The 20,045-nt window shown below is 52.1% G+C and carries 20 protein-coding genes and 1 tRNA gene; 19 read left to right on the top strand and 2 right to left on the bottom strand.

Annotated elements, in window-relative coordinates; genetic code table 11:
- Nucleotides 1-4: 4 nt before the first annotated feature.
- Nucleotides 5-559, bottom strand: a complete 555-nt coding sequence (locus tag ABKA16_RS03340; protein ID WP_380998767.1) for a M23 family metallopeptidase — start codon at nucleotides 557-559, stop codon at nucleotides 5-7.
- 146 nt (nucleotides 560-705) lie between these two features.
- On the opposite strand from ABKA16_RS03340, the gene ABKA16_RS03335 reads away from it, so the two are divergent.
- Together ABKA16_RS03335 and ABKA16_RS03330 are read left to right on the top strand one after the other, a co-directional pair.
- Nucleotides 706-778, top strand: a tRNA-Asn gene (locus tag ABKA16_RS03335).
- 126 nt (nucleotides 779-904) lie between these two features.
- Entirely contained in the window at nucleotides 905-2,752 is a 1,848-nt protein-coding gene (locus ABKA16_RS03330) for an AMP-dependent synthetase/ligase (protein ID WP_380998769.1), read from the top strand.
- 66 nt (nucleotides 2,753-2,818) lie between these two features.
- Here the strand turns inward: ABKA16_RS03330 and ABKA16_RS03325 are convergent, their stop codons facing one another.
- The gene (locus ABKA16_RS03325; protein ID WP_380998771.1) at nucleotides 2,819-4,252 is read right to left on the bottom strand and encodes a hypothetical protein; all 1,434 of its coding nucleotides are present in this window, start codon (nucleotides 4,250-4,252) and stop codon (nucleotides 2,819-2,821) included.
- Between the two features lie 142 nt (nucleotides 4,253-4,394).
- On the opposite strand from ABKA16_RS03325, the gene ABKA16_RS03320 reads away from it, so the two are divergent.
- The 17 genes from ABKA16_RS03320 (at nucleotide 4,395) to ABKA16_RS03240 (ending at nucleotide 19,972) form a co-directional block, all read left to right on the top strand.
- Nucleotides 4,395-5,519, top strand: a complete 1,125-nt coding sequence (locus tag ABKA16_RS03320; RefSeq protein WP_380998772.1) for a GuaB3 family IMP dehydrogenase-related protein — start codon at nucleotides 4,395-4,397, stop codon at nucleotides 5,517-5,519.
- Between the two features lie 215 nt (nucleotides 5,520-5,734).
- Nucleotides 5,735-6,280: an Rv3235 family protein gene (locus tag ABKA16_RS03315; RefSeq protein ID WP_007147230.1), complete on the top strand. Its 546-nt coding sequence runs from the start codon at nucleotides 5,735-5,737 to the stop codon at nucleotides 6,278-6,280.
- 36 nt (nucleotides 6,281-6,316) lie between these two features.
- On the top strand, nucleotides 6,317-8,419 hold the full coding sequence (locus ABKA16_RS03310; RefSeq protein WP_380998776.1) for an AMP-dependent synthetase/ligase: 2,103 nt from the start codon (nucleotides 6,317-6,319) through the stop codon (nucleotides 8,417-8,419).
- 6 nt (nucleotides 8,420-8,425) lie between these two features.
- On the top strand, nucleotides 8,426-8,914 hold the full coding sequence (locus tag ABKA16_RS03305; protein ID WP_007147232.1) for a peptide deformylase: 489 nt from the start codon (nucleotides 8,426-8,428) through the stop codon (nucleotides 8,912-8,914).
- 206 nt (nucleotides 8,915-9,120) lie between these two features.
- Nucleotides 9,121-9,993 (top strand): 30S ribosomal protein S2, encoded by an 873-nt coding sequence (rpsB, locus tag ABKA16_RS03300; protein ID WP_380998779.1) that lies wholly within the window; start codon nucleotides 9,121-9,123, stop codon nucleotides 9,991-9,993.
- 33 nt (nucleotides 9,994-10,026) lie between these two features.
- Nucleotides 10,027-10,893, top strand: a complete 867-nt coding sequence (gene tsf, locus ABKA16_RS03295) for a translation elongation factor Ts (protein WP_380998782.1) — start codon at nucleotides 10,027-10,029, stop codon at nucleotides 10,891-10,893.
- Between the two features lie 128 nt (nucleotides 10,894-11,021).
- Nucleotides 11,022-11,762: a UMP kinase gene (pyrH, locus tag ABKA16_RS03290; RefSeq protein WP_007147235.1), complete on the top strand. Its 741-nt coding sequence runs from the start codon at nucleotides 11,022-11,024 to the stop codon at nucleotides 11,760-11,762.
- 69 nt (nucleotides 11,763-11,831) lie between these two features.
- A complete protein-coding gene (gene frr, locus ABKA16_RS03285; RefSeq protein WP_380998784.1) occupies nucleotides 11,832-12,386 on the top strand; it encodes a ribosome recycling factor in 555 nt (184 codons plus the stop codon).
- 58 nt (nucleotides 12,387-12,444) lie between these two features.
- Nucleotides 12,445-13,425 (top strand): phosphatidate cytidylyltransferase, encoded by a 981-nt coding sequence (locus tag ABKA16_RS03280; RefSeq protein ID WP_380998786.1) that lies wholly within the window; start codon nucleotides 12,445-12,447, stop codon nucleotides 13,423-13,425.
- 12 nt (nucleotides 13,426-13,437) lie between these two features.
- Nucleotides 13,438-14,643, top strand: coding sequence for a 23S rRNA (adenine(2503)-C(2))-methyltransferase RlmN (gene rlmN / locus ABKA16_RS03275; RefSeq protein ID WP_380998788.1), 1,206 nt, complete (start codon nucleotides 13,438-13,440; stop codon nucleotides 14,641-14,643).
- A gap of 33 nt (nucleotides 14,644-14,676) precedes the next feature.
- Nucleotides 14,677-15,786 (top strand): prolipoprotein diacylglyceryl transferase, encoded by a 1,110-nt coding sequence (gene lgt / locus ABKA16_RS03270; RefSeq protein WP_380998791.1) that lies wholly within the window; start codon nucleotides 14,677-14,679, stop codon nucleotides 15,784-15,786.
- A 39-nt stretch (nucleotides 15,787-15,825) separates the two neighbouring features.
- Nucleotides 15,826-16,491 carry a ribulose-phosphate 3-epimerase gene (gene rpe, locus ABKA16_RS03265; RefSeq protein ID WP_380998795.1) on the top strand — a complete coding sequence of 222 codons (666 nt, stop codon included), beginning with the start codon at nucleotides 15,826-15,828 and terminating at the stop codon, nucleotides 16,489-16,491.
- A 55-nt stretch (nucleotides 16,492-16,546) separates the two neighbouring features.
- Nucleotides 16,547-17,185, top strand: coding sequence for a CDP-alcohol phosphatidyltransferase family protein (locus ABKA16_RS03260; protein WP_380998798.1), 639 nt, complete (start codon nucleotides 16,547-16,549; stop codon nucleotides 17,183-17,185).
- A 2-nt stretch (nucleotides 17,186-17,187) separates the two neighbouring features.
- Nucleotides 17,188-18,309, top strand: coding sequence for a DUF881 domain-containing protein (locus ABKA16_RS03255; protein WP_380998800.1), 1,122 nt, complete (start codon nucleotides 17,188-17,190; stop codon nucleotides 18,307-18,309).
- A 1-nt stretch (nucleotide 18,310) separates the two neighbouring features.
- Entirely contained in the window at nucleotides 18,311-18,643 is a 333-nt protein-coding gene (locus ABKA16_RS03250; protein ID WP_007147243.1) for a small basic family protein, read from the top strand.
- Between the two features lie 14 nt (nucleotides 18,644-18,657).
- The gene (locus tag ABKA16_RS03245; protein ID WP_380998803.1) at nucleotides 18,658-19,524 is read left to right on the top strand and encodes a DUF881 domain-containing protein; all 867 of its coding nucleotides are present in this window, start codon (nucleotides 18,658-18,660) and stop codon (nucleotides 19,522-19,524) included.
- 4 nt (nucleotides 19,525-19,528) lie between these two features.
- Nucleotides 19,529-19,972, top strand: a complete 444-nt coding sequence (locus ABKA16_RS03240) for an FHA domain-containing protein (protein WP_380998806.1) — start codon at nucleotides 19,529-19,531, stop codon at nucleotides 19,970-19,972.
- The last annotated feature ends 73 nt before the right edge of the window (nucleotides 19,973-20,045 follow it).

The following is a 20,045-nucleotide window of genomic DNA, read 5'->3' as shown; positions in this document are numbered from 1 at the left end:
GCGGTCATCCTCCATCCACAGGTTTCAGGACGACTGTTTTCCTACTTACCAGGATTTCAGGGTCAAGATAGGACTTTTCCCCTGTTTTGATGCCCCACTGTACGCATATATCCCGGCAGTGGTCGCTTCCGCCTTCGACCCAGCCTATTTCCTGCCCTTTTTTAACATGCGTCTTAACTGCAAGGCCGGTCTGTGCAGGTTCAAAAGTACTGATACGGCCTTTGCTGTGGGTGATGCTTACCACATTCTTCCCGGCCACAATTCCTGCAAAGGAAATAATCCCATCCGAAGGCGCATATAGCCGTGTTCCCGGTTCAGCCCTGATATCGACTCCGCGATGTCCGCTGAGCCACGGCTTCGGCGGCGCCTTGAATCTCTGGATGATCTCTGGGCTGGATCCGCTGTACCCCTTTACAGGCCATCCGTACCCTGCAGTGCAGGACGGCGCAGCACACGCAGCGGGAGGAAGCATACAGCCTGGCAGGCTGATAATGCTGATGAGTGCAGCCAGTACAGGTGCAGCGGCAGCGGCGAGCTTCGATTTTTTTACATACGTCATAATCCCATTGTTAAAGTATGCAGATAGATACGCAAAATAGGATGGGGATGTGCATAAATGAATGACACGCCAAAAGTTATCCACGCGCTTTTTCTCCATACCCGCTCATATAATTAGTATCTCGTGCGGTGCAATACGCACGCTATTCCCGCATAGCTCAGTTGGCAGAGCGTCTGACTGTTAATCAGAATGTCGCTGGTTCAAGCCCAGCTGCGGGAGCGCTTAAAGCCGGGATGATATCCCGGCTTTTTCTATGTGCTCGCTGCATTTGTTGCGTACCAGCGTGTAGAATAAAGGGGTACTTGCACAGTTGCCTGGTGCAATAACTCAAATCGGGAGAAATATATGCTTAAGGAATATACACGTCCATTGACTGCTGCTGTTGACGACAATAAAAATATCTTTTCACTGCTCGACGGCAGGGCGTCCAGCCATCCTGAAGATGACCTTATAGGATATAAGGGCGATAACGGTGAATGGCAGTATTTCACAGCAGAGGAATTCCGAACAAAAGTGATTTCGGTCGCCAAAGGGCTGCTGGCCAGGGGGTTCAGGAAGGGGGAGGCTATAGCCATACTTGCCCGCACCCGGTGGGAATGGACCTGCCTTGATGCGGCGATCACCAGTATTGGCGGTGTAGTTGTCCCCATTTACGAGACGGATTCACCGGCCCAGATCAAATATATCGTGAATGATTCACATGTCAGGTATGTTATAGCCGAGAATGACGAGCAGCTTCATAAGGCCAGTACCGTGGCCGATGAATGCCCGTCCCTGGAGGCGATATTCGTTATAGATACTGACGGCGACTCAGTCATCGATATCCTTGAAGAGTTTGGGAAAGGCAAAACTGATGAAGATTTCTGGGCCGCTGAAAATAATGTATCCGGATCCGATCTTGCAACGATCGTATATACATCAGGGTCTACGGGGACACCTAAAGGTATCGAGCTGACCCATTCCAATTTCGTCTTTGTCGCACAGTCAGGCGACCAGTCGGTCAAGGAGATCGGCCATGCGGAAGGAGGGTCACGCCTGCTGCTGTTCCTGCCGCTTGCGCATGTATTTGCGCGGTTTATGCAGTATTTCAGCTTCTGCAACACTATTACGCTGGGCCTTTCCAATGATTTCAAAACGGTCATCACAGATTTCCGGGATTTTAAGCCTACGTTTATCCTTTCCGTACCCCGTATTTTTGAAAAAGTGTATAACGCAGCATCGCAGAAAGCAGGGACCGGGCTCAGGGGCAAACTGTTCAGCAACTCCGCAAAGCTCGCCCGGGAATGGTCCCGTGCACAGCAGCAGGGGGAGCATCTCCCTCTGCCCAAACGGGTGATGCATGCATTTTACAATAAAGCCGTATACTCCCAGATCATGGATGTATTCGGCGGGCGTGTCCGGTATGCTATATCGGGCGGGGCCCCTCTGGATACTGATATAACGCATTTCTTCAACGGCATAGGCCTGCCCATCCTTGAGGGTTACGGTATGACCGAAACCTGTGCGCCGGCCACTGTAAACCCGGCGGAAGGCTATAAAATAGGTACGGTCGGGCTTCCTCTGGAGGATATTTCCATAGGCATCACTGATGATGGTGAAATATGCATAAAGGGCCGTGATATCTGCAGGGGCTACCATAATAACCCTGAGCTTACGAAGCGGCAGATATCAGACGGCTGGCTCCACACCGGTGACCTCGGCACTATTGACGATGACGGGTTCCTTACGATTACCGGCCGCAAGAAAGATATGATCATCACAGCCGGCGGCAAGAATGTTTCCCCAGAAATGCTTGAAGCTTCTGTCATGTCTTCACCAGTTGTCGCCCACTGTGTTGCAGTAGGGGACAGGAAGCCCTTCATCGCTGCGATTATTACGCTTGATCTGTCTGATGCCAATGACTGGCTCAGAGGGCAGGGCGCGGCAGAAGTACCGGATCTCGATGAAGCCGCAAAGAACCCTATTATCCGCGCTGAAGTCAAACGCGCAGTCGATAAGGCTAATACGCAGGTATCGCGCGCAGAATCCATCCGCAAATTTGAGATTATACCGGATACGATCTCACAGGATAACGGGATGCTTACCGCGAGCCTGAAAATAAAGCGGGCTGTTATAACAGACCATTACCGCAAGCTTATTGACACGGTGATTTATGCGCCGCGTCCTCTGCGGAAAGACAGGCACAGGCCATAAGGCTACCTGGCAGGGTAGGGGGCAGGCAGCAGGGAGCGTAAAGCCCGTGAGCGGCGCAGCAAACAGTTACAGATCAGCATCCGTAGCTTTTATATACCCTTTATCGATAAGTATTGTTTTCATATTTGAAGCGCTTATGGTAAGAAGCGGTTCATCCAGGGTAACAGATTTCGTGGTGCCGGACGGCCTACTGCCTGCAGACACATTTTTCATTGCTGATGCAATGTATCCCAGGGATTTATCCTGCGCAATGAATGCGCATATCTGGGCGAGATCACGCGCATAAGCCTTGCGGTCAATAAAAGTTGTTGACCACTGTTTCCCGTTGACGATATCCGGAAGGCTGGAAAGATACGCTCCAAAGCCTGTGACAATAGGCCACTGGGGATAATCTGCTGTCTCCCGTGCATTGCGGCTGTCGTCTGCCGGGCTGTCCGCTCCGTTATCATCCCTGACAAGCGGTTCAGGGACGGGCCGGCGTTTTACCGTCGTACCGCCCGTAAGGTTCCTGACAACGCCTCCCACTGATATCTGAGGGTTGATATCAGCGCTTGAACCTGTGTATCCCATGCGGCCGAGGGCTTTAATGACAGCTGCAGCAGTATTGTCGTTGACGGCAAGTATCCCGTTTATCCTTCTGTGGCGGCGGCTATCATGTGTTGCCAGCCGTGCCGTAACTGCATCCGCTATGGAACTTTGGTCTGAACCATCAACAGTTACATTCTTCCAGTCTTCCGCAGAGCTGTTTTTAGTAAGCAGGCCTGAAGGGCTGTAAACACTTCCGGATGCATAATAAGGGCCGAGGATATCCCATACCCCCTGGAAGGTTTCTTTAGTGAAGCCATTATCTTTCACCAGGGGCAGCAGTATTTCTATACTGGCGGGATGCTTCGCAGAGGCTTCAGAAAGCTTAAGCTTGCTGACAAGCTGCTTTGCCTGGACCCTGCCTACGTCGCGGCCTGTAAGCATGGGGACCTGTATATCTGCGGTGAAGCCCTTGACCGTGTTCCCGAACAGGACAGTCCTGATACCTGCTGACCTCGCTTTATCAAGCGCGCGGCGCAAAACGGCCGTACCAGTATTACCTTCCTGCTGCGCAGCATACGGCGAATACTCTTTTGTCAGAGGGCTTTCTGCCTGCGCAGGTGCTATGAATATGATCTTTTTCTTATGCGAACCGTCCTGTGCCTTCACGTATGAGGACAGTTCACGGGACTGCTCCTCTATATCGGAAGAAGAGGTATGGCTGATTGCCGATTCGCTGAACCCCTGCTGCATGAGTTCCTGCCGGATGTCACTGTACAGCGCATCCCATGAATTCGGCGAGTGCCTGTTCCCAATATTTATAGGGTCACGGGGCGTAAAAATACCAACAGCTGTATCGCCGAAAGCCTGGCGTGCAGGCTCCGTCCCATGAGAGCATGAGGCACACCATATGCCAAGTATGGTGACGATAAGAACAGCGCATAGCTGTCGAGCCTTTTTGCCCAGCATGGCCATATAACAAACCTCCGCATAGACCCTTTAGTCCTAGGATATACGGGGTCATGCCTAAACTGCCCGAAAGAACAGGCCATGCTCCGCTTCCCCTGCCATATCGGATCCGGATAAATCGTCTTAAGGAATCCTTAATCTTAGAAGTATGACGCAGGAAATTGAGGTAGGCATAGGCAAAACTGCGCGTCTGTGCTATTCACTGGATGATATATCAGTAGTCCCCTCCAGGAGGACCCGCGACCCCGAAGATGTGGATACATCATGGCAGATAGACGCTTATAGTTTTGACATACCGGTTATCGGAGCTCCAATGGACTCTATAATGAGCCCCGGCACCGTTATCGAGATAGGGAAGCTGGGCGGCCTGGGAGTCCTTGACCTGGAGGGGCTCTGGACACGGTATGATGACCCGGCCCCGCTGCTGGACAGGATCCCTGACATCCCTCAGGATGAGATAACACCGTATCTGCAGAAAATATATTCAGAACCGGTCAAAGCTGAACTGATAACCCGGCGGCTGCATGATATCCGCGATGCAGGCGTTACCGTTGCAGGTTCCCTCACCCCCCAGCGGATACTGGAATTTTACTCAACTGTCCTTGATGCCGGTGTTGACCTGTTTGTTATACGCGGTTCTGCGGTTTCTGCCGAGCATGTGTCGGCAAGCCATAAGCCCCTGAATCTGAAACAGCTCATTTACGAACTTGATGTCCCCGTCATCGTGGGCGGCGCCGGTTCCTACCATGCAGCTATCCATCTTATGCGGACTGGTGCTGCAGGCGTGCTTGTCGGGCTCGGCGGGACGGCCGTGTCGTCATCGCGTTCTGTGACCGGCATGCATGTGCCTATGGCAACAGTTATTGCTGATGCTGCTGCTGCACGGAAGGATTATATGGAGGAATCTGACGGCAGGTATGTCCACGTTATAGCTGATGGGGGGCTTGGCAACTCAGGGAATTTCGTCAAAACGTTTGCCCTTGGTGCGGATGCTGTCATGATGGGGGACCCCCTGGCCAGGGCTGTTGCCGCGCCTGCGCATGGGTCGCACTGGGGGCATGAAGCCACCCATTCCCAGCTTCCCCGCGGGCGCCGCACGCAGTTCCGGCCATCCTGCACGCTGGAGGAGATATTGTACGGCCCAAGCAGTACTGCTGACGGGACTATGAATTATATCGGCGCACTGAAACGTGCTATGGCATCGTCAGGGTATGTGGGCCTCCGTGAATTCCAGAAGTGTTCGATTATTGCTGCACCGTATGAGACGAACTGAGAAGTCCTGAAATGCTGTAAACGTAACGCATATATACCGTATATTGTGGATAAGTGTGGATAGCTCCGGGAGTTATTCACACTTTTCTTTTATTAATTTGACTTTGCAGGGCGAATCTGAAAGAGTACGAATATAAAGCTGGATATTAGCATACAGGGAATAGGGAGGAGTCCGGTAAACCACTGTGCTTGTTTGGGATAAAGAAAGGTAAGGTAATGGCTGACAGTAGTGGTGATGCACATGGTTTAAAGCGGCAGCCTGGGAGCATTACAGCATATGGGGCTGCGGAAAACGTCGAAAAGGAGCCCCGTTCATTCGAGTTCATAAAAACAGCAGGTGCTACAAAGACGAATATAAAATTCCACATCGCACGATGCGTCCCGGAAGATATATCCCGGGCCGAATGCGGGAAAATCGCGATAAATGCCTGTAATATCGCATGCCTGAGCATTGATGTCCTGCGCGGGCGGCTCAGCCCGAAACTGCTGACCCGGCTGATGTCCCCTGAAATTATAGAGAAAATGCTTATCACCGAAGCCTTTGCACAAAAATATTCCGATCCCGGGCATTTTGATGCCATTGATTCCGCTGAAACCAGGCATATGCCTGTTATCGCACGTTTCGTATACGTTATGGCAACCAGCCCCGTAACATGTGAGGCAACCATCCTGCTTGGGATAGGGCCTAACCTATGCTGGTGCAACCTGGTAATTTCCAAACAGCGCGGGAAATGGATATGCACTATGTGTGACGTAGGCTGACCATAATTCATACCCTCCATAGCGTAAACTGAAAATATGCTACGAGAGTTTACGTATCCCGATATCACGGTCGTTACTGACAGAGATACCATTTATTCTTTCCTCTCTGCCCGCGCACAGAAAAACCCGGATGAGCCCCTGGCTGCATACCTGAAGGGGAAAAACAGGGACTGGGAGTATGTCACTGCAGCACAGATGCTTGACGCAGTGCAGAAAACGGCTAGAGGCCTTATTGCTTTGGGCGTTAAGAAGGCGGATACTGTCCTCATATATGCGCCGACATCATACCAGTGGGGCGTTGTTGATTTCGCCTGCGCTGCCGTGGGCGCTGTTTCTGTACCGGTCTATGATACAGATTCTTCCGGGCAGGTAGAGAATATTGTTTCTGAAACACATCCGGCCATAGCTTTTACCGCAGGTGAAGAACGCGCCCAGATACTTGAGCGTCTTCGCGCGAACTCCGCCAATTCGGTCCAGTACGTATTCAACCTGGAAACAGATGGCCTGGATGCGATTGAAGACTGGGGGACAGGCGTATCGCAGGATAGGCTTGATGAAGCGGTCAATGCAGTCACCGGATCAGATATAGCTACCATTGTGTACACTTCAGGATCTACCGGGAAGCCTAAAGGTGCGATGCTGAGCAATACGAACTTTGCCCATATCGTTGTTAACGGGCCGAATATCCTGCCGCATATGCTTAATGGTGATCCGACACGCCTTCTGCTTTTCCTGCCCCTGGCCCACTGTTTCGCACGATACATACAGTATTCAACTATTTTCAGTGACAGGGGCGTTGTCGCGTATCTGTCTGATGTCAAGCACCTGCTGAGCGATATGCGTACATTCAAACCGTCCTATCTGCTTGGCGTCCCCCGGGTGTTTGAAAAAGTCTACAATGCTGCATCCCAGAAGGCGGGTGCCGGGGTAAAGGGAAGAATATTCGCCAACGCAGTCAAACATTTTACCCAGTGGTCCAGGGACGAGGAAGCCGGGAAGAAGCACACCCTGCATGAGCGGAGCAGGCATGTTTTCTATGAACGTGCGGTAGGGGATTCCATCCGTTCCGCTATGGGAGGCAAACTGCATTTCCTCGCCTGCGGGGGAGCGCCCGTCAATATTGACCTCGCGCATTTCTTCCACGGGATCGACGGCATCACATTTATCCAAGGCTACGGCATGACAGAAACTGCAGCCCCGTGTGTTATCAACTCAGAGATACATAACCGTGTCGGCTCTGCGGGTATGGTAGCCCCCGGGTTCTCCTGCAGGCTTGCCGATGATGATGAGCTTGAGATCAAAGGCCCCAGTGTTTTTGTCGGTTATCTCAATGACCCTGAACGTACTGATGAGGTTTTCGACGGTGCCGGCCACAAGTGGCTGAGGACAGGGGATCTTGCTGAGATCGATGATGACGGGTTTATTTATATAGTTGGCCGCAAGAAAGATGTTATTATCACTGCAGGCGGCAAGAACGTTTCCCCTGCGCCTATGGAAGATATCATCAAAACATGCCCGATAGTTTCCCAGGCTGTGGTCATTGGAGACGGCCGCCCATTCATATCGGCCCTAGTCACGCTTGACCCGGACATGCTGGAGACATGGCTTACCGGTCAGGGGCGCAACGGCCAGGTGACTGTGGAAACTGCAGGCTCAGATGATGCTGTCCGGTCATATATCCAGGAGTATATCGACCGGGCCAACTCTACTGTTTCCCGTGCCGAATCGGTACGCAAGTTCATCGTCATTCCTAATGATTTCTCTCAGGATGATAAGACGCTGACACCAAGCATGAAGGTGGTCCGCGGCGAAGTTATGAAAAAATACCAGGACATTATAGATAACGATATTTATGCGCCAAAACCGAGCTCTATGCCCAAGGCTCCGACGGCCAGGATCATGGAAGCTGCAGATACCGTTTCCGAGTCTACCCAGCGCTCCTTCAAGCAGGTCCAGGAAAAAATAGACCCGATCTGGAATAAAGCAAGGGATACTTTGACGGAAACTGTGCCGAAGTATGTGAAGCTTACCAGAGATAGTGCAAAAGATGCTTCTGCCAGTGGCACATCCGCTGCTGATGGAGATGCGGCAGAGGTTTCTGACAGCGCTCCGCAGGACGTATCGAAAACAGGCAAATGAGGTACCGTGGCTATCAGAGAAATCAGAGTCGTCCCTGATCCTGTCCTGCGCACAGCATGTGATCCGATCACACAGATAACCCCCTCAGTGGAACGCCTGATCCAGGATCTCCTTGATACTGTTGACGACCCGGGCCGCGCGGGGCTGTCGGCAAACCAGATAGGGGTAAGCCTTCGCGCCTTCTCTTATAATATCGATGGGAAAATCGGCTATATCCTTAACCCCGTGATCAAGGAAACATCAGGCGAGCAGTACGGTGATGAAGGGTGCCTGTCGGTTCCGGGGCTCTGGTATAAAACGCGCAGGGCTGAGTATGCAAAAGCCGAGGGCACCGACCTTAAGGGCAATAAAGTAGTGCTTGAGGGGCACGGTATCATGGCACGGATGATCCAGCATGAATGCGACCATCTCGATGGGCATGTTTATCTGGACAGGCTTGAGAGCGATGAGCGCAGGCAGGCCCTCCGCTATATGCGCAACCACCGCGGCTCATAGTTTTGCCCTTATACCTATATGCCTGTATACTGTTTTGTGGCGTGCCACCACTTCCGGCTGAAGTATAGTCGCACATGCAAAGGCCATCCGTATTGTCTACGGCACGCAAATTCGCGCTATGCAGGCGACGGTCTGTGTCGGTCGATTCGTGAGAATTGCACTCAGATACGCATAGCCAGGCAATAACCGACAATGAAAGGTATATCATGGCACAAATTACCATGAGCCAGATGCTTGATGCTGGCGTTCACTTTGGTCATCAGACTCGCCGTTGGAACCCTAAGATGAAACAATACATCCTTATGGAACGCAACGGTATCCATATTATTGATCTGTTCAAATCACTGGGCATGATTGATGCTGCGTATTCCTTCATCAAGGAAACTGTTGCCCATAACGGTACGGTACTTTTTGTAGGCACCAAGAAGCAGGCGTCCGAGGCGATTGCTGCGCAGGCTGCCCGCGTAGGGATGCCTTATGTCTCTGAACGCTGGCTGGGCGGCATGCTTACTAATTTCCAGACAGTCTCCAAGCGCGTAAGCCGCATGAAAGAGCTCGAGGAAATGGATTTCTCCGATGTCCATGCCAGCGGGCTGACAAAGAAGGAACTCCTTCTCCTTGAACGCGAAAAAGATAAACTTGTCCGCCAGCTTGGCGGTATCCGCAATATGAACCGTACACCTTCAGCAATGTTCGTTGTTGATATCAATAAAGAAGCCCTTGCCGTGGAAGAAGCCCATAAGCTGGGCATCCCGGTAGTTGCGCTTGTTGATACGAACTGTGATCCGGATGCTGTAGAGTATGTTATCCCTGCCAATGACGACGCCATCCGCGGCGTGGAACTGCTGACTTCCCTTATGGCCGATGCTGTTGCAAAAGGCCTGCTGGCCCGCTCCGGTAAAGGCGGCAAGGGCGGTTCTGCCACTGGGGAGGCGTCATCTTCACAGCCAATGGCTGAGTGGGAGACAGAACTCCTTACCCATGAGACCGCAGCACAGGAAGCTCCCGAGGCTGAAGCCAAGGCCGAGGAAGACAGCCCGGACAGCGGATCTGAGGATACAGCTGAAGAAGCTGAATAAAACCATTGTTGTAAGTGAACGCAAGGAGTAAAAATGGCACAGATTACTGCCGCTCTTATTAAGGAACTGCGCGACGCTACAGGCGCCGGCATGATGGATGTCAAGAAAGCGCTTACTGAAGCCGAAGGCGATATTGAGCGTGCGAAGGAGATCATCCGCGCTCGCGGCATCAAAGCTGCCGGCGCCCGTGAAGGCCGCAAAGCCCAGGAAGGGCTTGTAGCTTCCCGCATAGCTGACACCGCTTCCGGCCAGGCCGGCTACGCAGCTGAGCTTAATTCTGAAACCGATTTCGTTGCTAAAACACCTCAATTTGTTGAGTTTGGCGATGAGGTCATTGAAGATGTCGTCAAGGCTGGTGCTTCCAATGAAGCTGAAGCCCTTGCAGCACCTTCGCAGTCCGGTACGATCAAGGATACTGTTGAAGAAGCAGGCGCACTGTTCCATGAGCACGTAAAACTGGGGCAGGTAGCCAAAGTTGAGGGGCCGCATGTAGAGATTTATGCACATCGCAAATCCGCCGAGCTGCCTCCATCAATCGTAGCGATGATCGCAACTGACGAGGCCGGTGCAGAGGTAGCACATGAAGCTGCTCTGCAGATCTCTGCCATGGCTCCCCAGTGGCTGTCGCGCGAGGATGTCCCTGCCGATGTCGTAGAGTCGGAGCGCCGTGTTGCTACGGAGAAATCGCTGGCAGAGGGCAAGCCTGAAAAGATCGTCCCCAAGATCGTTGAAGGGCGCCTGCAGGCGTTCTATAAGGAAGTCTGCCTCCTTGACCAGGCGTATGTCAAAGACCCCTCCAGGACGATTGCGGATCTGTTCAGGAGCGTAAACGGGACTGCGCTCGCTTTCGCCCGCGTAGAAGTGGGCAAAGGACCGCAGGCTGAAGAGGCTGCTGAGTGATCCCTGTCAGTTTATGATCGGATGGGGCTGGGGCTGGAAGGCTTCAGCCCCATTTCTTATATATACCAGGCACGTGCTGCTGTCGCGAATTTCAGGTAGCATGGTAGGGAAATATTTTGGAGGTACGCATGGCACAAGGCAAGGATGCTCACCCTGCACGACGGGTCCTTCTAAAGCTCTCAGGAGAAGCTTTTGGCGGAGGATCTGTGGGTATAGATACCGCTGTTATCCGCCGTATAGCCGGAGAGATCAGGCAGGCTTGTGCAGACGGCAATCAGGTAGCAGTTGTTGTTGGGGGAGGCAACTTCTTCCGTGGGGCAGAGCTCAGCCAGGCAGGGCTTGAGCGCGCCCGTGCTGATTACATGGGGATGCTTGGTACAGTCATGAACTGCCTTGCATTGCAGGATTTCCTTGAGCAGGAAGGCCAGGCAACGCGCGTCCAGACTGCAATAACAATGGGACAGGTCGCTGAAGCCTATATACCGCTGCGTGCTATACGCCACCTTGAAAAGGGGAGGGTCGTTATTTTTGGTGCCGGTGCAGGGTTACCATATTTTTCAACAGATACGGTATCGATCCAGCGTGCCCTGGAGATTGGATGCAATGAAGTCCTTATGGGCAAAAACGGTGTGGATGGTGTATATTCGGCAGACCCCAAAAAAGATCCGTCAGCTACATTATTCCACACGCTAAGCTACAAAAAGGCCCTTGTAGATAACCTTGCTGTTATGGATGCCGCTGCACTGTCCATGGCGAGGGACAACAATATGCCTATACGTGTGTTTGGACTGGAAACTGCGGGCAATATTACCCGCGTCATCAATGGGGAGGCATTAGGCACCCTGGTTACGCACGATAGCCAGCCGTAGCCTGCTGACAGCCCGCACAGGACATATAACAGAAGTTTTATAAACTATAACCTATTTTAAGGAGATACTATGGCAACAGTTGTTGAAGATGCACAGTCGCAAATGGAAAAAACTATCGAATCTACAAAAGAGAATTTCGTCGGGATCCGTACCGGGCGTGCAAACCCGGCTCTGTTCAACGGCCTGGCAGTCGATTATTACGGTGCGCCGACCCCGCTGAAAGCCCTGGCCTCTGTCGGCGTATCAGATAACCGTACCCTGGCAGTCACACCATTCGATGTATCGCAGTGCGCGGCTATTGAAAAAGCTATCCGCGACTCTGACCTCGGAGTGAACCCCCGCCGTGACGGCAACGTTATACATGTCACACTTCCTGAGCTTACTGAAGAACGCCGCAGGGACTATGTCAAACTCGCCAGGGAATTTGCAGAAAAAGGCAAGATCGCTATCCGCAACATCCGCCGCAGGACCAAGGAAGGTATCGATACTTCCACCAAAAGCGGCGAATACGGCGAGGATGAAGGCAAGCGCCTGCAGAATGAGCTTGAGAAAGTAACAAAGAAAGCTTCCGATGAGATCGACAGCCTCCTCGAAACAAAGGAAAAAGAGATCCTGTCCGTATGACCCCTGCAGCATGCGCGCTGCAGCCCTGTAAAACGAACCTGAATGAGTACTGATAATCATGACAAAGGATGACCACTCTGCCGTTACGGACCTGGATGAGGCCGTAAACGCAATAAACAGGAAGACAGGCAGGAATATGCCTCAGGCGATAGCTACGGGGGCTATTCTTATTACGGTCATAACACTCAGTTTCCTTTTCAACCCTCAGCCATTCATATGGCTGATCGTTATATTCATGGTGATCGGGCTGTGGGAGCTGCGGATCGATTTCGCTGTGGCAGGTCTGCGGATACCGGTAGCCGCTTTATGGGTATGTTCTGCGGCGGTACTTTTAGGGTGCTATTATGCGCCGGCGGGGTACCATTTCGCCGCGGCTGTGACCGGCATCATCATCACGCTTTTTATTGTCCTGCTATTTGCAAGTTTCAACCGGCAGCATTCAGAGCGGGCGGCGCGCGCAATACTTGCCAAAATCAATACAGGGATGGCGAACGATGCTACTGTTGACGACCTGCACGCTGCCAGGCCTCAGCGGTACCTCCACATTGCCGCTTCAATACTCACTGTATTCTATATACCTTTCCTTGCAAGTTTCATAGTGCTTCCCATAACAATGAAACACTATGTTGCGCATGCTGTCCTGCTTGTTTTTATCCCGGCGCTGGGGGATACCGGGGGGCTCCTTTTTGGTGCTGTGCTGGGCAGGCATAAATTGTCTGAACGCATCTCTCCCAATAAAACAGTCGAAGGGATGATCGGGTCTGTCCTGTTTACTGTTGTGGGGACATTGGCTGTAGGGCTGTGCACATATACTATCGATGAGCTGAGATCCAAATGGTGGATCCTTCTTATCCTGGGGATACTGCTTGGCATAGCAGGGATGTTCGGCGACCTATGCGCATCCATGCTTAAACGTGACTTGGGGATCAAAGATATGGGACATCTTCTTAAGGGGCACGGGGGAGTGCTTGACAGGGTCGATTCCATCCTTATGTGTGCACCTGTGACTTTCTTCACTGTATTCTTCTTCGGGTTATAGGGAGAAATGCATATGCCTTCTTTACTATCGGACGATATCAGCGAGTCTGCCGAAACAGGTATAACACCCGGCGGCACCACAGGGGCTTTCAGGGATGTCCTGTCTAAGCATCATGCGCACAGACGGAAACCGCCAGTACATTTCACGGATATGTCTGATGGGGAACGCGATGAAGCGGTCAAAGAGCTGGGGTACCCGAAATTCAGGGCAGGCCAGCTGGCGAGACATTATTTTTCCCATTACACTACTGATGTTGCAGGCTACAGTGATTTCCCTCAGGACCAGGCCGGCACCGTGAAGCAGCGCTTCTTTCCCGATCTCATAACCCCTTTGCTTGAGCAGACTGCAGATAACGGGGCAACTATCAAAACCCTATGGCAGCTTTTCGACGGTTCCCGTATTGAATCAGTCCTGATGAAATACCCGAGGCGAACAACATTATGCATCTCCAGCCAGGTCGGCTGCGGTATGGGCTGCCCGTTCTGCGCTACAGGACAGCTTGGGCTGACACGCAATATGTCTGCCGGAGAGATACTTGAGCAGGTACGGTATGCAGCGGCACAGGCAAGGGATGGGGCGCTCGGGGAACCTGTGCGTTTGAGCAATATCGTTTTTATGGGCATGGGTGAAGCCCTGGGGAATTATAATGCCATGCTGAAAACTATCAGGCAGATAAGCGCCTTGCCTCCGCATGGTTTCGGGATATCAGCACGCAATATCACGGTATCGACAGTGGGGATCGTCCCCGGCATTAAAAAGCTTATGAATGAACATATACCCGTACGGCTGGCTGTTTCCCTCCATGCACCGAGTGATAAGCTCCGTGACGAACTCGTGCCCATGAATAAACGTTTCAATACGACGCAGGTCCTTGATGCTGCCCACGACTATTATATGGCTACGAAACGCCGCGTAAGCATTGAATATGCCCTCATGAAAGGCATCAATGACCAGGCCGGGCATGCACGGCTCCTTGCCAAACGGCTCAACCATTATGGGGACGACTGGGTGCATGTTAACCCTATCCCGCTCAACCCTATTGAAGGGTCCAGATGGACTGCTTCAAAACCTGAAGATGAAGCCCGCTTTCTGGAGATCCTGCATAATGCCGGTATTGCCGCTACACTGCGTGATACACGCGGGTCAGATATTGACGGCGCATGCGGGCAGCTGGCGGCCAGGGTAAAAGATCCTGGTGTACTCCATACGGTACAGTAGTGACAAAAGAGTATTTGATTAAAGAGGAAACCTATGACGTTATCGACGATCCCATCACCGCCTATTCTCAGCTTTTCACTAGGCCCCCTGACTATACGGTTCTATGCCATTTTTATGCTTATCGCTATTGTGGCAGCAGTATGGGTCACGACTGTCAGATGGAAAAAGCTGGGCGGTACTTTTGACCAGATCTTTGATACCGCTATCGTAGCGGTGCCGTGCGGCATCATTGGGGCGCGCCTCTATCATGTGATAACAACTCCGCAGCTGTATTTTGGTTCCGGGGGGCATTTTGCAGATATCTTCAAAATATGGAACGGCGGGCTCGGCATATGGGGGGCTGTGGTATTGGGCGGCCTTGGGGCCTGGGCATGGTGCAGGCACAGGCATTATCCCATGGCTATCCTTGCAGACTCTATTGCCCCGGCGCTGCTCATTGCCCAGGCGATCGGGCGTTTAGGGAATTACTTCAACCAGGAACTTTACGGATCATGCACAGACCTTCCATGGGGCCTGACTGTAACCAGTTCATCCTATGATAATCTTGGTTCCTGCGGCATCCACGGCCCGTTCCATCCGACTTTCCTTTATGAAATGATCTGGAACCTGATGGGGGCAGCGATCCTCATCGGTATGACCCGGCACATACAGAAACGCTTCAGGGCAGGGAGTACTTTCGCCCTCTATGTTATGTGGTATACGCTCGGGCGCACATGGATTGAGGCCCTGCGCATCGATTATGCGGTAAAGGTGCTTGGCCTGCGGGTCAATATCTGGGTATCCATCTGCGTTTTCGTCGCTGCGGCAGTAGCATTCGTCCTTATCCAGCGGTACTCAGCAAAGACTTCCGCCCTTGCCGAAAAACTCAAAAGTGTTACAGAGCTTGAAGGGGAAGTGCAAAGCGGCTCTATGACGCCTTCAGACCTCAGGAACCGGTATAAAGAGGAAAATGCAGCTGCCCACAGCGAGAACAAGGCTAAACGGGAGCAGAAACGCAAAGAGTACGCTGCCAGGAGGGCTGAATACGAGCATGCCAAAGAGCGGGTACTGGCACGTAAAAAAGCTGAAAAAGAGGCTGAGGATAAAGATGCTGCCACGGATACAGAAACAGCTGACCATGAAGGCGCGGAAACCCAAAAATAACATATAGCCGTGTCGGTCATAGTAATTAGAATTAGCTGTATGACTATTCAAATTGCGCCGAGTATACTTTCAGCAGATTTTGTGAACCTGGAAAGCGAACTGAACGCCATCAGGAGCGCAGACCTGGTCCATGTTGATGTGATGGATCATCATTTCGTCCCCAACCTTACCCTGGGCGAACCGATAGTCAAAAGGATCTGCGAAGTATCACCCATACCAGTTGACGTCCATCTTATGATAGAGGACCCTGACCGCTGGGCACCGGAGTTTGCCCGGTGCGGTGCAAAGTCAGTAACGTTCCATATGGGGGCAACACATGCGCCGGTCCGGCTGGCCCGGCAGCTTCACGATATGGGGGTAAAAGCATGTTTTGCCGTCCGTCCTGCGGAACCGGTGGAACCTATTTTTGACATACTTGAAGAATTCGATATGGTCCTTATTATGACTGTGGAGCCGGGGTTCGGCGGCCAGAAATTCCTTGCTAACCAGATGGGCAAAGTACGCCGTCTGCGCGATGAAATATCATCACGCCATCTTGGCACCGATATCCAGGTAGACGGGGGAGTGAGCCCTTCAACAGCCCATATAGTTGCAGAAGCAGGTGCAAATGTGCTTGTTGCAGGGTCAGCGGTGTATGGCGCTGACAGCCCTGCAGATGCTATCGCCTCCATCCGGCACAAAGCGCAGGAAGCATTCCGAGGTTAGGACAGAAAGAAAGATCTGAAATCAGTTGAGAATTATTGGGGAGCAGCGACTGCAGATGAAATGGTCACATGATACGGATAAGAGCGGGCTCAATACTGCCGATGAACAGCAGCTCAGGCCGCGGGACATTATTTTCACTATACCAAATTTCATCAGCCTGCTGCGCCTTATATCGATACCTCTGATTGCTTATATGCTCTATACTGACCATAAGTGGGCAGCCCTTATCATCCTTGCATTATCGGCGTTATCTGACTGGCTTGACGGTTTCCTCGCACGCAGGATGCACCAGATCAGCAAAATAGGGCAGCTGCTTGACCCTCTGGCTGACCGGCTCCTTATATTCTGCTCAGTGCTCGTTTTCGGTATGGCCGGGCTTTTACCGTGGTGGCTGCTTATTGCGATAGGGCTCAGGGATCTGGTCATGCTTATTGAAGTACTCGTTATCGCACAGTTTGGATACGGCCCGCTGCCGGTGCATTTTGCGGGAAAGACCGGTACGGCGCTGCTGATGATTGCCATCCCCGCACTGATAGTAGCAGATCTGGGGCAGGGTTACATTTTCACGTCCCTCCATCTCGCAGCGGTAGCCTGCAGTATCTGGGGTGTCGTACTCTACTGGGTCGCCGGGCTTATCTATTTAAAGCAGGGGTATGACATCCTTCATATCCAGCGCGTCCGGGAGCAGTCCTGACTATGGCTGCACAGAAACCGCAAAAGCCCCGGCATCCTGACGGATTTCCGGCTAACAGGCTTAAAAGGAGGAAACCCGGCGAAGGGCTTTTTGACGATCCCTGGGAGCCCGATACTGCGTTATTCATACAGCCGGCCGAGCCACGGGACGATTCAATATACCTTGATGCTGCTGCAGAGGACATCGACAGTCTCCAAACATTCCTTCCTGTTTCACAGGCAGTCCGGAGAAGGTCAGCCTTTTCTGCGTCAGCCGCAGGCCTTCTCCGCTATGAAATCAGCGAGAATACGATGGGGGCAGGGCATACTGGCGGACGCCATTCTTCTTCGCAGCTTCTTGATGATCTCATCAACCACCCCATGGACCAGATGTATGATGATTCGATGCTTACCGCAAGACGTACGGGGAAAGCCGGGACTTGGGTGATGCGGGCACTCAGCTTTATTTTATGTGTTGTTATTGGCGTTGTCGGCACGCAGGCAGTAAAACTGCTGCAGAGGAACACTCGCGCGAAAGTCCGGGGTGCCCTCAGCGCGCAGGTCAGCAATGCGAACGAACACCAGAAAAAACTTTTAGCTGAGGTGACTGCTGCGCAGCAGCGGTTAAACAAGCTTACCGAATCTGTAGATAATTTTGAGCTGTCACAGAGGCAGAAAGAAGATAACTTCTCAGCCGCACTGACCAAGATTGAGGGGCCGGGATTACGGATAGTTATCACCAACCCTTCCTCTGATACTTCAGCGGATGACCAGGGCGGCAACCGCACTTCAGCAGGGCAGGCTAAACAGTCCCTCACTGATGAGCAGATGCAGATCATCATCTCCAGGCTGTGGGCATATAAGGCTGATGGTATTGCGGTCAACGGTATCCGGCTTGGGCTGCAGAGCTCCATACGGCTGGCGGGCAATAATATCCTCATCGGGACAACACCCATTACAAGCCCCTATACTATTGAGGCAATAGGGAATGCGCATGAACTGTCTGCGGCTGTTGACGCTGAGCATAATCCGAGGTTCAATGAAATGCTGAGAAAATATGGCATATCGGTTACTATTTCCAGTCAGCGGAGTTTAACGCTGCCGGCTGCAGGAATGGTCAAGATCAATTACGCAAAGGAGAAATGATATGGCAGCGATTCTGGGTCTTATAGCTGGTGTTGTGGCCGGGATTTTCTTCCAGCCTAATATCCCTATCTGGCTGCAGCCGTACCTGCCAATAATGGTCGTTGCAGCACTTGATGCCCTCCTGGGGGCGGCCCGGTCATATTTTGAGCGTAATTTCAGCGACCGGGTCTTTATCATTTCTTTTATTGCTAATGTTATAACCGCAGTGCTTCTGGTATTTTTAGGTTCCCAGCTTGGTGTCGGTTCCCAGCTCACTACAGCAGTAATCGTCGTACTCGGTATCCGTATATTCTCCAATGTATCTGCTATCCGCCGGTACATTTTCAGGGCATAGGGGAGAGAGGCTTTATGGCATCACAGGGTACAGGGCGGCAGGGCGCTCCGGAAGAAGACCCCAAAGGTATCAAGGGGATAACGGGCAGCAGCAAAGCAACGAATAGCCCGGAAGGCAGCACTGACGAAGCGGAAGCAACCACAGGCGCTTTTTCAGTGGTACCCAGAAGGCGCCTTATCCGGATCCCCAGGATATCAAAAACAACCCGGAATAAGGTTGTGGCATCATTCATAATCTTTGCCCTTGGGGCTGCCCTTGGCTTCGGCTACATGTGGCAGAGGCGCAATACGGATACTACATATACCAATTTGAGTGAAGACGAACTGGTCAGGCTGCTTGATGAAACGAATACCCAGATCAGCAGGCTGGAAGCACAGAAATCCGCCCTCGCAGCACAGCTGGCTGCTATTCAGAAGGCTGCCAACAAACAGGAAGAGATCAACCGTATTGCCAAGGAAAATGAGCAGACTAACGGGATACTCTCGGGCAGGCTTCCCGCCCAGGGGCAGGGGATAACCATCACGATCACGCAGGGGCAGACGAAACTTTCTTCCGCTATCCTGTTCAGCGTTATTGAAGAGCTCCGCAATGCAGGGGCCGAGGTGATCGAATTCGACGGTGTGCGGATAGTCACGTCATCTTACGTGGTAGATACCGAGAACGGGCTTGAATGCGACGGCGTTATTATTGGCAGCCCATTTGTCATCAAAGCTATCGGAAGCTCCACGACACTTCAGAATGCGATCGATATTGCGGGCGGGGTTGGCTCCAGGCTCAAGGTCCAGTACGGTGCAACAGTTAAAGTAGAACAGTCGGACCAGGTCGTGATCAATGCAACAGCACGGCCGCAACAGAATAAGTACGCGAAAACGGTAGAATAGAAGTATGACTGATCCAATACCATCTGCAGGCGAAACAACAAGCATAGGGATGCCGGCAATCAACATGTCGCCGGTTACAACTGCCGGACAGCGCCCCCTTACGAAAGAAGATATTGAAACCATTGCCAAACTTGATGCGGCTTCTGCGCTTCTTATCTCTACGCGGGGACCGCTCACCGGATCCCGGTACCTGCTGGATGAGGAGACAGTGCGTGTGGGGCGTGACCCGCATGAGGATATTATGCTTGATGACGGTACAGTTTCCCGCTCGCATGCTGTATTTACCCGCGTTGATGGGCGATACCACATCACTGACAGCGGAAGCCTGAACGGTACATACGTGAACCGGGAACGTGTTGACGATGCCGTATTGCGCAATGGCGATGAAATTATGATAGGGAAGTACCGTTTCGTATTCTTCACAAGGTCTGCTGTTATTGCCCAATAGTCCTTCACAATTAAGAGGATAAACTACAAGTAGGTAATTTAGTTACGTATACAGGATGCCTGCATAAGGCGTC

The organism is Scardovia wiggsiae, assembly GCF_051045985.1.
Lineage (GTDB): Bacteria > Actinomycetota > Actinomycetes > Actinomycetales > Bifidobacteriaceae > Scardovia > Scardovia wiggsiae.
Note: the sequence above shows the minus strand (reverse complement) of the source record. Positions and strands in the feature narration are given on the sequence as shown.